The 13,574-nt window shown below is 72.3% G+C and carries 13 protein-coding genes; 11 read left to right on the forward strand and 2 right to left on the reverse strand.

Going from position 1 to position 13,574, the window contains the following annotated elements; genetic code table 11:
* Positions 1 to 1,037, reverse strand: a 1,037-nt coding sequence (locus AB3X52_RS17375; RefSeq protein ID WP_367995358.1) for a hypothetical protein, incomplete at its 3' end; no start/stop codon positions are given.
* Positions 1,038 to 1,159: 122 nt separating this feature from the next.
* Positions 1,160 to 1,342, reverse strand: a complete 183-nt coding sequence (locus tag AB3X52_RS17380) for an antitoxin (protein WP_367995359.1) — start codon at positions 1,340 to 1,342, stop codon at positions 1,160 to 1,162.
* A 187-nt stretch (positions 1,343 to 1,529) separates the two neighbouring features.
* On the opposite strand from AB3X52_RS17380, the gene miaA reads away from it, so the two are divergent.
* From miaA to AB3X52_RS17435, 11 genes are all read left to right on the forward strand, one after another.
* Positions 1,530 to 2,504 (forward strand): tRNA (adenosine(37)-N6)-dimethylallyltransferase MiaA, encoded by a 975-nt coding sequence (gene miaA, locus AB3X52_RS17385; protein WP_367995360.1) that lies wholly within the window; start codon positions 1,530 to 1,532, stop codon positions 2,502 to 2,504.
* A gap of 66 nt (positions 2,505 to 2,570) precedes the next feature.
* Complete coding sequence (gene ggt, locus AB3X52_RS17390; RefSeq protein ID WP_367995361.1) at positions 2,571 to 4,439, forward strand: gamma-glutamyltransferase; 1,869 nt, start codon at positions 2,571 to 2,573, stop codon at positions 4,437 to 4,439.
* A 25-nt stretch (positions 4,440 to 4,464) separates the two neighbouring features.
* Positions 4,465 to 5,094, forward strand: coding sequence for a pyridoxamine 5'-phosphate oxidase family protein (locus tag AB3X52_RS17395; protein WP_367995362.1), 630 nt, complete (start codon positions 4,465 to 4,467; stop codon positions 5,092 to 5,094).
* Positions 5,094 to 5,954, forward strand: coding sequence for a diaminopimelate epimerase (gene dapF / locus AB3X52_RS17400; protein WP_367995363.1), 861 nt, complete (start codon positions 5,094 to 5,096; stop codon positions 5,952 to 5,954). The genes AB3X52_RS17395 and dapF overlap by 1 nt, the downstream gene beginning before the upstream one ends.
* A 93-nt stretch (positions 5,955 to 6,047) precedes the next feature.
* The gene (locus tag AB3X52_RS17405; protein ID WP_367995364.1) at positions 6,048 to 6,824 is read left to right on the forward strand and encodes an SDR family oxidoreductase; all 777 of its coding nucleotides are present in this window, start codon (positions 6,048 to 6,050) and stop codon (positions 6,822 to 6,824) included.
* A gap of 89 nt (positions 6,825 to 6,913) precedes the next feature.
* Complete coding sequence (gene hflX, locus AB3X52_RS17410; protein WP_367995365.1) at positions 6,914 to 8,440, forward strand: GTPase HflX; 1,527 nt, start codon at positions 6,914 to 6,916, stop codon at positions 8,438 to 8,440.
* Between the two features lie 92 nt (positions 8,441 to 8,532).
* Positions 8,533 to 9,150 carry an AIM24 family protein gene (locus AB3X52_RS17415; RefSeq protein ID WP_367995366.1) on the forward strand — a complete coding sequence of 206 codons (618 nt, stop codon included), beginning with the start codon at positions 8,533 to 8,535 and terminating at the stop codon, positions 9,148 to 9,150.
* Positions 9,151 to 9,158: 8 nt separating this feature from the next.
* Complete coding sequence (locus AB3X52_RS17420; protein WP_367995367.1) at positions 9,159 to 9,824, forward strand: AIM24 family protein; 666 nt, start codon at positions 9,159 to 9,161, stop codon at positions 9,822 to 9,824.
* Positions 9,825 to 9,836: 12 nt separating this feature from the next.
* Positions 9,837 to 10,601, forward strand: a complete 765-nt coding sequence (locus tag AB3X52_RS17425) for an AIM24 family protein (RefSeq protein ID WP_367995368.1) — start codon at positions 9,837 to 9,839, stop codon at positions 10,599 to 10,601.
* An 84-nt stretch (positions 10,602 to 10,685) separates the two neighbouring features.
* Positions 10,686 to 11,429 carry an SGNH/GDSL hydrolase family protein gene (locus AB3X52_RS17430; protein WP_367995369.1) on the forward strand — a complete coding sequence of 248 codons (744 nt, stop codon included), beginning with the start codon at positions 10,686 to 10,688 and terminating at the stop codon, positions 11,427 to 11,429.
* A gap of 139 nt (positions 11,430 to 11,568) precedes the next feature.
* Complete coding sequence (locus tag AB3X52_RS17435; protein ID WP_367995383.1) at positions 11,569 to 13,569, forward strand: ATP-dependent DNA helicase; 2,001 nt, start codon at positions 11,569 to 11,571, stop codon at positions 13,567 to 13,569.
* Positions 13,570 to 13,574: the final 5 nt, after the last annotated feature.

Genomic DNA, 13,574 nt, shown 5'->3' on the forward strand with positions numbered 1-13,574 from the left:
GGTGGCTGGCAGTCACCCGGTGACTGCCAGCCACCGCCATCGTCGCCGCGGTCTGCGGGAAGCGGCCGGCAGCGCGGGCACCGACGCGGCGCGCCCTGCCAGCCGTGTTGTTGCAGCAGCCGCCCGATCTTCGCCGCGGTGACGCACGGGCGGACGTGGACCTGCCCCCATCCGAGCCGCACGGTGTCGCGGTGGCCGAGGGCGGCGTCGAGGTCGCGTTCCAGGTCGCGGTCCCGGTCGAGCGTCCGCTCGTGGAAGAGCCGCCCGTCGAGCTCCACGATGATGCCGAAGGCGGTGTAGACGACGTCACGGTAGAGCGTGCCCTTGGCCGACTCGCGCACCTGACGGTCGCCGGTCGGCAGGCCGTGCGCGCGCTCGACAGCGGCGAGGTACTCCCGCTCCAGTGTCGAGCAGACCCCGTCGGTCACGTCGGCAAGCACCGCTGTGGGCAGGCGCCGGCGCGAGATGCGGCTGCGGGAGTCGAGCGCCTCGAGCAACCGCGTCGCCGTCGTACGCCGTGAGCGGACCGCGTCGGCCAGCGTGGCGATCGCGCTCAGCTCGTCGGTGGCCTCGGCCGCGACGTCGATCGCGGCGTGTTCCACCCGGACGCGGGGCGGGCTGGCGTTCCATCGGACCTTCGCTTCGAGGTCGGCCAGCCGGTGGATCACCGTGCCGGCCGGAGCGCGCAGCACGCGGTCGCGGTGCACGGCGATGTGGATCGGCCCCTCGTCACTACCGCGGCGGCCCGGGCCGTCGTCGGCACGGAGCGCCGACCCATGGGTCAGGGCGGCCGGCTCGGCGTAGAGCACCGCGGCCCAGGCTCGTTGCAGCCAGGTGAGTGGGCCGGTGTGCGTGACGTAGACGCCGGGGTGGACCGAGGCCCACTCCCGGCGGCGCAGACGGCGACGCAGGTCGTTGTCGCTCTCGCCCGCGATGAGAGCCTGCCTGCGGGAGATCACGCCGACCTGGAGGTCGAGCGCCTCGGCGAGGCTCGTCCGGGTGGCGAACGGAGGCAGCGATGGGAGCGGCTCGGTCATGCGTGGACCCTGCCCGGCCTCGCCGGGCCCCAACCCGCCGTCACCGAGGGCTGTGGAAAACGAGATGGCGGTGGCTGGCTGTCATCTGGTGACAGCCAGCCACCGCCACCCTCAGCGGCAGGTCACTCGTCGATGCCGAGCGCGTCCTTCGCCTTCTCGACGCCGCCGTCGAGCTGATCCTCGAACTTGCCGCCGGTCTTCTCGTTGATCAGGCCCTCCGCCTTGTCCAGCCCCGCGGACACCTGGTCCGGGTGGTCCTCGGCGAGGTCCTTGGCCTTGTCGATGGCGTCGTCAAGGAAGCCCATGTTCGTTTCCCCCCATGCGTGAGACGGCCCCGAGCGGGCCGCGACCGTTCGACACCTTAGGCAGGACGGCGGTGTGCGCGCCACGGCTGTGGCTGTGAGTTCGCTGAACGTTCGTCACGGCGCGTCCCCCATGAGCGGCTCTCGGGCCGCTCCCGCCGAGGGAACCGGGCGCCGCCACACTAGTCATATGACTGCCGCCGCCGACAGCCCGAGACCGGGAGGCCCACGGGAGGTCCCGATCGTCGCCGTGGTGGGTGCGACGGCCGCCGGGAAGACGTCCCTCTCCCTCGATCTCGCCGAGGCGCTCGGCGGCGAGATCGTCAACACCGACGCGATGCAGGTCTACCGCGGCATGGACATCGGGACGGCCAAGCTGCCGCCCGCCGAGCGGCGCGGGATCCCGCACCACCTCCTCGACCTGCTCGCCGTCACCGAGCCGGCGACGGTCGCGGAGTTCCAGCAGTGGGCCCGTCGCGTCATCGCGGGCCTGCGCGCCGAGGGCCGGCCGCCGGTCCTGGTCGGCGGCAGCGCGCTCTACACGCGGGCGATCCTCGACCGGTTCGAGTTCCCCGGGACCGACCCCGCCGTACGCGCGCGGCTCGAGGAGGAGCTCGCCGAGGTGGGGGAGAAGGCGCTCCACGACCGGCTCCGTGCCCTCGATCCGGAGGCGGCCGACAGGATCCTGGTCGAGAACGGCCGGCGTACGGTCCGCGCGCTCGAGGTCATCGAGCTGACCGGGAAGCCGTTCAGCGCGAGCCTGCCGACCCTGGAGTACGCCGACCCGGCCACCGTGCAGATCGGCGTCGACATCGACCGGCCGACCCTCGACGCCCGGATCGCGCAGCGGGTGGAGGAGATGTTCGCCCAGGGGTTCGTCGCCGAGGTGGCGCGGCTGCTGGAGGAGGGCCTCGCGGAGGGGCGTACGGCGAGCATGGCGATCGGCTACCGGGAGGTGGCCGCCCACCTGGCCGGCGAGCTGAGCGAGACCGAGGCGCGCGAGCGCACCACCGCCGCGACCCGTCGCTTCGCGCGTCGGCAGGACGCGTGGTTCCGCAAGGACCCGCGCATCGTGTGGGTGCCCTTCGACGCCCCCGACCGGGTGGATCGCGCGCTGGCCGCGGTCGCCCGGCTCGGCCCGCCCGGAGCCGTCGCCGGGCGCTGAGCGACGTTTGGCAGGGCGTCGGCCGGGACACCGGGGGCAAGGTCCGTCTCTCTCGGGAGGAGTGACATGCACCGTCGCGTCCCTGCCGCCCTCGCCGCGGCCGCGCTCACCACCACCGCGCTCTCCGTCGCGCCCGTCTCGGGCCCGGCTCGGGCGAGCGGCGTGCCGCCGGCGCGGCACTCGGCGGGGGTCCCTCACGCCTCGCCGCCGACCAAGCAGGCGACGATGGTCGGCTACGGCGGCGGCATCGCGACCGTCGACGCCGACGCCAGCCGGGTCGGGCTGCAGGTACTCAGGCGGGGCGGCAACGCCGCCGACGCGGCGGTCGCGGCCGCGGCGGCGCTCGGCGTCACCGAGCCCTACAGCAGCGGCATCGGAGGCGGCGGCTACTTCGTCTACTACAACGCCCGCACGGGCAAGGTCGGCACGATCGACGGCCGGGAGACCGCACCCGCCGCGATGCCGCACGACGCCTTCATCGACCCGAGCACCGGCCAGCCCTATCCGTTCACTCCGCAGCGTGTGACGAGCGGGATCTCGGTCGGCGTGCCCGGGTCGCTGGCGACCTGGCAGCGTGCGCTCCGGCGGTGGGGGACACGGTCGCTGGCGCGGGAGCTGCGCCCCGCGGCCGCGCTCGCGCGTCGCGGTTTCGTCGTCGACAAGACGTTCCACCAGCAGACCGAGGACAACGCCGCCCGGTTCAAGGCCTTCACCTCGACGAAGCGGCTCTTCCTCCCCGGCGGCCACGCGCCGGCGGTCGGCAGCCGCTTCCGAAACCCGGCGCTCGCGCGGACCTACGACCTGATCGCCCGGCGGGGGATCAAGGCGCTCTACGACGGCCCGTTGTCCGGCGAGATCATCCGCGCCGTCCAGCACCCGCCGAAGACCTCTGACACCGATCTGCCCGTGCCGCCCGGCGTGATGACGCGCCGGGACCTCGCCGGTTACGCCACGGTCGACCGGGCGCCGACGCACGTGCGCTACCGCGGTCGTGACGTCTACGGCATCGCGCCGTCGTCCTCGGGAGGCGCGACCGTGGGGGAGGCGCTCAACATCCTGGGACGTTATGACCTGCGTGGCATGAGCGCCGCCGACGCGCTCCACCACTACCTCGAGGCGAGCGCCTTGGCCTACGCCGACCGCAATGCGTACGACGGCGACCCGGCCTACGTCCACGTGCCGCTGAAGGACCTCCTCTCCAAGCGGTACGCCGCCGAGCGGTCCTGCGCCATCTCACCGACCACCGCGATGAGCCGGCCGGTGCCGGCAGGCGACGTGGCGTCGTACGACGGTCGGTGCGAGGGCTCCACGACGACGGCCGCCTCCCAGCGACCCGACACGGAGAACGTCGAGACCACCAACATGACGGTCGCCGACAAGTGGGGCAACGTCGTCGAATACACGCTGACCATCGAGCAGACCGGTGGCTCCGGGATCGTGGTCCCCGGGCGTGGGTTCCTGCTCAACAACGAGCTGACCGACTTCAGCGCGGTCTACGACCCTGCGGACCCCAACCGGATCGAGCCTGGCAAGCGCCCGCGCAGCTCGATCTCCCCGACGATCGTGCTTCAAGGCGGCAGCCCGTGGCTCGCGGTCGGCTCACCCGGCGGCGCCACGATCATCACGACGGTGCTGCAGATCCTCTTCGACCGCATCGACCGTGGCATGACGCTGCCGGAGGCCATCGCCGCGCCGCGCGCCTCCGACCAGAACACCGCGACGGCGACGGCCGAGCAGTCCTTCATCGATGAGTACGGCGACGCGCTCGCCGGCTACGGCCACCGCTTCGCCGTGCCCGGACCGCCGGGGTCGAGCGCCGCCGAGATCGGGGCCGCCACCGGGATCGAGCTCGACGCCCGCGGGCAGCTCACGGTCGCGGCCGAGCCCGTCCGGCGTGGCGGCGGGTCGGCGCTCGTGGTCAGGCCGGGGCGGTGAGCGGTCGACGCCGTACGCTTGCGGGGTGACGACGACGTGGACCGAGATCTTTGACCTCGACGATCTGGTGGCGCTCGTGGGGCTGCCCAACGAGCGGGTGGCCAACAAGGCCCGCCCGGCGCTGATCGACGTCGACCGGCAGTGGCTCGCGGCCAGCCCGTTCTGTGTCCTGGCCACCGCTGACGCCGAGGGTCGCTGCGACGCGTCGCCGAAAGGTGACCCCGCGGGCCGGCTGGTCCACGTCATCGACGACACCACGATCGCGCTCGCGGAGCGCCCGGGCAACCGGAGGGTCGACGGCTACCGCAACATCCTGGTCAACCCGCATGTCGGGCTGAACTTCCTCATCCCGGGCCGTGGTGACACGTTGCGGATCAACGGACGTGCCCGGCTCGTCTCCGACGCGCCGTTCTTCGACGACATGGTGGTCAAGGGTCACCGGCCGCTGCTCGCGCTGGTCGTCGAGATCGAGGAGATCTTCTTCCACTGCGCCAAGGCGTTCCTGCGCTCGGGGCTGTGGCGGCCCGAGACCTGGGCGCCGGAGGCTCGAGTGCCGCGGCGGGCCGTCATCGCCAAGGAGGCGGAGAAGGACCCGCGCAGCCAGGAGGAGCTCGAGAGCTACTACGGCGAGACCTACGCCGAGGGGCTCTACTGATGGCCGGCCCGACCTCCTACCCGTTCCTCAAGGGCCACGGCACCGAGAACGACTTCGTCGTCCTGCTCGACCCCGACGGCACGGTCCACGGCGACCTCGCCCCCGAGCGGGTCCGGGCGCTGTGCGACCGCCGCGCCGGCATCGGCGCCGACGGCGTCCTCCGGGTCGTCCGGACGATCGCCTACGCCCCCGAGCAGGCAGGCGAGGCGGAGTGGTTCATGGACTACCGCAACGCCGACGGCTCGGTCTCCGAGATGTGCGGCAACGGTGTCCGTGTCTTCGCCCGCTTCCTCCTCGAGGCGGGCCTGGCGACCTCGCCGGTGCCGATCGCGACGCGGGCCGGGCTCAAGACCGTCACCGTCGACGGGACCGGCCCCATGGCCGTCTTCACCGCTGACATGGGGCAGCCGAAGGTGCTCGGCGCCAGCCAGGTGACCATCGAGCACCACTTCTGGCAGGCGACGCATGTCGACATGGGCAACCCGCACGCAGTCGCCTTCGTCGACGACCTCGACCCTCATGGTCCGGTCGGTCCGCTGGTCGACCCGCCGGTGCACGACGAGGATGAGTACCCCGACGGCGTCAACGTCGAGTTCGTGGTCACCCGGGGCGAGCGTCATGTGGCGATGCGCGTCCACGAGCGCGGCAGCGGCGAGACACGCTCGTGCGGCACGGGGGCCTGCGCGGCGATGGTCGCCGCAGCCGAGGCGGCGGCGGACACCCCGGCGATCACGGGACAGGACGTCACCTACCGCGTCGACGTGCCCGGCGGCGTCCTCGCGGTGACCTGGACCACCGACGACCGCGTGCTCCTGACGGGCCCCGCGGTGCTGGTGGCGGAGGGCGAGACCCAGCTCTGACCCCGGCTCGGGGGACCGGGACCCCGACTCGCGGGTTACCGGCCGGTAGGGCCATGCCGGTGGCCGCCGATCGCCCGGGCTAGGATCCGGCGCATGGAGCTGACCAACACCACCGCCATCGTCACCGGCGGCGCCAGCGGGATCGGAGCGGCGTGCGTGCGCCAGCTCGCCGAGCGTGGCGCGACCGTGATCATCGCCGACCTGCAGGCCGACAAGGGCGAGGCCCTGGCCGAGGAGGTCAAGGGTGTCTTCGCGCAGGTCGACGTGACCAGGACCGAGCAGATCACCGCCGCCGTCGAGCAGGCCGCCTCCCTCGCGCCGCTCAAGGCCGCGGTCAACTCGGCCGGCATCGGCTCGGCGATCCGCACGATCGGTCGTGACGGCCAGATCGAGTCGGCGTTCCCGATCGACGGCTTCCGCAAGGTCATCGACATCAACCTGATCGGAACGTTCGACGTCGTACGCCAGGCCGCCACGGTGATGAGCCGCAACGAGCCGGACGCCAACGGCCAGCGCGGTGCGATCGTCAACCTGGCGAGCGTCGCCGCCTTCGACGGCCAGATCGGCCAGGCGGCGTACTCCGCCTCCAAGGGCGGGATCGTCGGCCTCACCCTCCCGCTCGCGCGCGACCTCTCCGCCGCCGGCATCCGGGTCAACACGGTCGCGCCGGGTCTCATCGACACCCCGATCTATGAGTTCGTGCCCGACCCGGAGGAGTTCAAGGCCAACCTCGGCAAGAACGTCCTCTTCCCCAAGCGCCTCGGCGCGCCCGCCGAGCTCGCGTCGATGGTGCTCGAGCTGCTCACCAACGACTACATGAACGGCGAGACCGTCCGCGTCGACGGCGGTATCCGGATGCCTCCCAAGTAGTTCGAATCGGTCGTTCTGCCCGGGTGGGGCGTGGGGGAGTCGTTAACGAAGAGACGCGCGCTGGGGTGGCGCCGTACGCTTGAAGGCGTATGACGAACTCACATGACTTCTCCGTCGAGGACGACCTGAGCCAGGCCCTCGACGCGACCCGCGGCTGGGACGACGCCGCGGACGACAGCACGGAGCCGGCGGACGGCTTCGAGTCGGGGTACGCCGACGAGGCCGACCCCGAGGACGAGGACCCCACCGTCGGGGCGATGGAGCTCGCGGAGCGCCACGCCCTGCGCCGCATCGCGACCCTGCGGACCGAGCTCGAGGACATCACCGAGGTCGAGTACCGCCAGCTCCGGCTCGAGCGTGTCGTGCTCGTCGGCGTCTGGACGGGCGGGACCCAGCAGGACGCCGAGAACTCCATGGCCGAGCTGGCGCTGCTCGCCGAGACCGCCGGCTCGGAGGTGCTGGAGGCGATCTACCAGCGCCGTCAGGCCCCCGACCCGGCGACCTACATCGGCCGCGGCAAGGTCGAGGCGATCCGCGAGATCGTGCAGGTCACCGGGGCCGACACCGTCATCGCCGACGGTGAGCTGGCGCCGAGCCAGCTGCGCAACCTGGAGGACCGGCTCAAGGTCAAGGTCGTCGACCGGACCGCGCTCATCCTCGACATCTTCGCCCAGCACGCCAAGTCCAAGGAGGGCCAGGCCCAGGTCGAGCTCGCGCAGCTCAACTACATGAAGCAGCGCCTGCGCGGCTGGGGTGGCAACCTCTCCCGCCAGGCCGGTGGCCGGGTCGCCGGCGGGGCCGGCATCGGCGGCCGTGGTCCTGGTGAGACCAAGATCGAGACCGACCGGCGCCGGATCAACACCAAGATCGCGAAGCTCAACCGCGAGCTCAAGGAGATGAAGTCCACCCGCGACACCAAGCGGGCCGGGCGTCGTCGCCACCAGATCCCGGCGGTCGCGATCGCGGGCTACACCAACGCCGGCAAGTCGAGTTTGCTCAACCGGCTCACCGACGCCGGCGTGCTGGTCGAGGACGCGCTCTTCGCCACGCTCGACCCCACCACGCGGCGTACGACGACGGCTGACGGCCGCGTCTACACCATGTCGGACACGGTCGGCTTCGTGCGTCACCTGCCCCACCAGCTCGTCGAGGCGTTCCGCTCGACCCTGGAGGAGGTGGCCGACGCCGACCTCGTGCTCCACGTCGTCGACGGCTCCCACCCCGACCCCGAGGGCCAGATCAGCGCCGTGCGCGAGGTGTTCGCCGAGATCGGCGCCGGGGACGTGCCCGAGCTGGTCGTGATCAACAAGGCGGACCTCGCCGACCCCGTGGCGCTGCAGCGGCTGCAGCGCCGTGAGCCGCACAGCGTGGTGGTCTCCGCGAAGACCGGCGAGGGCATCGCGGAGGCGCTCGCCGCGGTCGAGGCCGACCTGCCGCGGCCCTCGGTCGAGTTCCATGCGCTGCTGCCCTACAGCAGGGGCGACCTGGTCAACCGGCTGCACCAGCACGGCGAGATCGACAGCCTCGAGCACACCGGCGACGGCACGGTCGTCCGTGGACGCGCCAACGCCGACCTGGCGGGTGAGCTGGCGCCGTACGCCATCGCGGCGGTCTGACCCTCGACCCCTCCAGCCCGGTTGCCTCCGCCGGGTTTAGTGCCGCTCCGCCGTGGGAAGGTGCCTCGCGCCCCCAGAGAGAAGGAGCGCGCGTGCCGACGCTGACAGCGGAGAAGAGGGTCCTCCACGTGGACCTGCAGGGCGAGACCATCAGAGCGGCGCAAGGCTCGATGGTCGCCTACACCGGGAAGGTCGACTTCAAGCATGCCGGGATGGGTGGCGGCGGAGGGCTGAAGGCGGCGCTGAAGCAGCGCGTCGCCGGTGAGTCGATCGCGCTCATGGAGTGCACCGGCGCGGGCCGCGTGACGCTCGCCCAGGACGCCCTCGACGTCACGCTGGTCGACCTGCCCGGCGACACGCTGCAGGTCGAGTCGGAGTCGATCCTTGCGGTCACCGACGGGCTGCGCCTCGACGTGAGGTTCACCGGTCTACGGGGCATGACCACCGGTCAGGGCTTGGCGACGACCACGGTGACCGGGCACGGCCAGGTGGCGCTGCTCAGCGACGGGCCGCTGATCGGCCTGGAGGTCGGGCCGGGCGTTCCGTTGGTCGTCGACCCGGACGCGTACGTCGCCAGCCGCGGCCAGCTCCAGATGAACCTCGTCTCGGGCGTCTCGTGGAAGACCTTCGTCGGGGAGGGCTCCGGGGAGCCCTTCTCCCTGCGCTTCGAGGGCCAGGGCGTCGTCTTCATCCAGCCGGCGGAGAGGTGAGCACGCCGATGAGCAGCATGGGCACGACCGGCTCGTTCGAGCAGGTCAACAGCAAGGTCGTCCGCGTCCCGGTCTCGCCCGCCCAACCGGTGCTGGCGCGGCGCGGAGCGATGCTCGGCTACAGCGGACAGGTGACGTTCCGGCCGGTCTTCGGGCAGGGGCACGGCGTCGGCGGCGTCGTGGGCGCGGCGATGTCGGGGGAGTCCAACCCCATGATGGCGACCGAGGGCGAGGGCTCGGTCCTCTACGGCTACCGCGGCCTCCACGTCACGGTGCTCCAGCTCGACGGCAGCGCCTCGCTCACCTGCGAGGCCGACCGGCTGCTGGTCCACTCGGCGCACCTGCAGTCCTCCGTCGAGTTCATCGGCCAGGGCGGCGTCCGGGCCGCTGTGCGCGGTGCTGTGACGGGTCAGGGGCTGTTCACCACCCGGCTCCACGGCACCGGCCCGGTGGCGTTGCTCTCCCACGGTGGCACGTTCGCGATGCCGATCGACGGCGAGACCGTCGGCGTCGACCCGCAGGCCTACGTCGGCCACGTCGGTGCGCTCCAGGTCGAGCTGTCCGCGAAGGTCGGCTGGCGCGACGCCGTCGGACGAGGCTCGGGCGAGGCGTTCCAGCTGCACGTGTCCGGCCACGGGACGGTCTACGTCCAGGCCTCCGAGAAGAAGTTCTGAGAAGGAGCCCCGATGGAGTCCTCGACCACGTCACCGACGACCTTCGGTCCGCACACGCTGCCGGCCAACGACAACATCAACCCCTACGCGTTCAGCGTCGACCTCGACGGGCAGTGGTTCATCACCAAGGGGGCGATGATCGCCTACTACGGCGACATCCGCTTCGAGGCGGTCACCGCCTTCGCCTCCCAGCAGGCCTGGGTGGCGGCGCGCTTCTCCTCGCCGGTCTACATCCATGACTGGGTGATCGCGGAGGGCCACGGCAAGCTCGTCCTCGGCGACCGCGGGTTCGACATCAACTCCTACACGCTCGAGGACGGCAACCTGGTCATCAAGGCCAACAACCTGCTCGCGTTCGAGCCGACGCTCGAGCTCAAGCAGTCGATCGTGCCCGGGTTCGTGACCCTCATCGGCTCCGGCACCTTCCTGGCCTCGTCCAACGGCCCGGTCATCTTCGTGGAGCCGCCCTTCCGTGCGGACCCCGAGGCACTGCTCGGCTGGGCGGACGTCCCGTCCCCGTCGGTCCACCACGACGCCGCGTGGATGGCGCAGTCCTTCGCGACGGCGGTCCAGGGCATGGTCGGCCGGGCGTCGGGGGAGGAGCGTCAATACGACTTCACCGGCGCCGGCACCATCCTGCTGCAGTCCTCGGAGGTCGTCCGCCACGATCCCTCGCTCGCGCGGCTCGTCGAGTCGCAGACCGACCTGCTCTCGCCGAGCCAGGCGGGGGCGCTCGGCCGCAAGCTGCTCGCTCGCGAGCAGGCCGCGAAGAGCTGAGGAGTGCCCTCCCCTCGCCCGTGTGAGGGACGCGCCCGCCGAAGATCCGGGATTCCGGGGTGGGACACGTCATCATTGCTCGTCGTGGACAGGGGGACGTACGACGGGCGCCGGGTCGCGGCGCGCGCCGCTCCGGTCGGCGTACTCCTCCTCGTGGTGGCGCTCCTCGGTGGCCTGCTCGCCGGCTGCGGCGAGTCGCCGGAGGAGCGGGCGGCGCGGATCCACGGCATGTGCGCGCTCTACCGCCACCTCGCCGACGACCGCGCCCGGATGGTGACGGGCTCGGGGAAGCGGGTGGTCGTCATCGGCGACTCCTGGTCCGTCGGGCGCAACCTGCCCGACCCGGCGCAGTCGTGGCCGGCGGCGCTCCCGGGCGAGATCCATGTCGCGGGCTTCTCCGGGAGCGGCTTCTCGGAGCAGGACATGAGCAAGTGCGGAGAGGTTTCCTTCGCCGACCGCGCCTCCGCGGCGGTCTCGGGGGGCGCCAACCTCGTCGTCGTCGAAGGTGGGCTCAACGACGTGATCCGCACCAACGCCTCCATCCGGGCCGGGTTCGACAAGCTGATGACCATCCTGTCGCCGTACGACGTCGTGGTGATCGGTCCGACGATCACGCCGCGCCACGGCACGAAGGCGGTGCGCGTCGACCGGCTCCTGCACCGGCTGTGCAACCGGGTCGGGGTGCCCTACGTGAGCACCCTCGACATCGACCTGCGCTACATGCCCGACGGCCTGCATCCGACCGCGTCCGGCCATCGTCGGTTCGGCACGCTCGTGGCTGAGCGGATCGCGCGCACCGTCCCGACGCGCCCCGCGGTCAGTCCGTAGCGCCTCGTCAGTCCGTAGCGCCGTCGCGTCGCGCCGCGCCGGCCCTGGACCCGTCACGTCGCCGCCACCGGAGAGCCGCGACGAGACTGTCCGTGGCCACGGTTAAGGTGCTCCGGTGCGTTCCGAGACCGTCCAGCAGATGCCCGTCACGACCGCCCTCGAGGCCGCGGTCGAGGCGCTGGGCGGCCAGCGGCGCGACGGCCAGGTGCGGATGGCGGAGGCGGTCGCCGAGGCGCTGGCCAACGACGAGCACCTGCTCGTCCAGGCCGGGACCGGCACGGGCAAGTCGCTGGCCTATCTCGTGCCGGCGCTGATGCACGACAAGCGGGTCGTGGTCGCGACCGCGACCCTCGCGCTGCAGCACCAACTGGTCGAGCGCGACATCCCGCGGCTGGTGGCCGCCGTCGGCGACCGGCCCGGCGTCGACGCCACCTTCGCCGTGCTCAAGGGCCGGAGCAACTACGCCTGTCTCCACCGCATCCGTGAGGGCGTCCCCGACGACCAGGGCACGCTCGTCGACGTCCCGCTCGGCCCGATGGCGACGAAGGTCGTCGAGCTCAGGGAGTGGGCCGAGAAGCAGGCGGAGGAGGGTGGCACGGGCGAGCGGGACAACGCGCCCCGCCACAACGACCGGGAGTGGCGCCAGGTGAGCGTCAGCCACCGCGACTGCCTGGGCGCGTCGAAGTGTCCGTTCGGCGCTGAGTGCTTCGTCGAGGTGGCCCGCGAGAAGGCCCACCGCAGTCACCTGATCGTCACCAACCACTCGCTGCTCGCGATCGACGCGATCGAGGGCGTGCCGATGATCCCCGACTACGACGCCGTGGTGATCGACGAGGCCCACGAGCTGGTCGCGCGGGTCACCCAGGCGGCCACCGACGAGCTCTCTGCGGCCGACGTCGAGCGCGCCGCGCGCCGCTCCCAGCGCCACGTCGACGGCGGCGAGGCCGACGATCTCGCCGACGCCGCCGACGCCCTGCGGGCCGTGATCGGCGACACGAGGCCCGGTCGGTTCGAGACCGTGCCGAGCGATCTCGGTGACGCTCTGGTGCTCGTTCGCGACGCGGCGCGCGCCTGCCTGTCGGCCTACCCCAAGGTGAAGGACGACGACGCGCCCGACGCCGGCCTCCAGCAGGCGCGGGGGACCGTCCAGGACGTCTTCGCGATCGCGGAGCGGATGGCGGCCCATGTCGAGGCCGACGTGCTGTGGCTCGCGGAGGGCACCGAGAGGATCCCGCCGCGGCTCTGCGTCGCGCCCCTCCAGGTCTGGGCGCAGATGCGCGACAAGCTGCTCACCGACAAGACCGTCGTCTTCGCCAGTGCCACGCTCAAGCTCGGTGGCGACTTCGGCGCCGTGGCGGGGTCGCTCGGGCTGAAGGCGGCGGAGCGCGTCGAGCCCGGGACCGACGCCCAGCGCACGGAGGACGTCCTGCCCTGGATCGGGCTCGACGTCGGCAGCCCGTTCGACTACGGCCGTCAGGGGATCCTCTACGTCGCCCGTCACCTGCCGCCGCCCGGACGCGACGGCCTCGGGGCGGCCCAGCTCGACGAGATCGTCGAGCTGATCGACGCTGCGGACGGCCGCGCGCTCGGGCTCTTCTCGAGCCGCCGTGCGGCCGAGACGGCAGCGGAGGCGGTGCGCGAGCGTCTGCCCCACCTGACGACGCTCGCCCAGGGCGACGCCCAGCTGCCCGAGCTCGCGGCGCAGTTCGTCGGCGACCCCCACACGGTGCTGTTCGGGACGCTGAGCCTGTGGCAGGGGCTCGACGTGCCGGGTGACACGTGCCAGCTCGTGCTCATCGACCGGATCCCGTTCCCGCGGCCCGACGACCCCCTGATGTCGGCGCGCCAGAAGGCCGCCGACAAGGCCGGCGGCAACGGCTTCATGCAGGTCGCCGCGACCCACGCGGCGCTGCTGCTCGCGCAGGGCGCCGGCCGCCTGATCCGCACCACCAGCGACCGCGGCGTGGTGGCCGTCCTCGACCCGCGGCTCGCGACCGCGCGCTACGGCGGGTTCCTCAAGGCCAGCCTGCCGCCGATGTGGGCGACCACGGACGGTGGTGTCGCCCGTCAGGCGCTCGCGCGGCTCGCGGCGGCGGCGAAGGCGGATGCCGGACGGACGACGGCGGCTCAGCGCCCCTGATCGGG

Origin of the sequence: Nocardioides eburneus, from assembly GCF_040838215.1 — a bacterium.
Taxonomy (GTDB): Bacteria; Actinomycetota; Actinomycetes; order Propionibacteriales; family Nocardioidaceae; genus Nocardioides; species Nocardioides eburneus.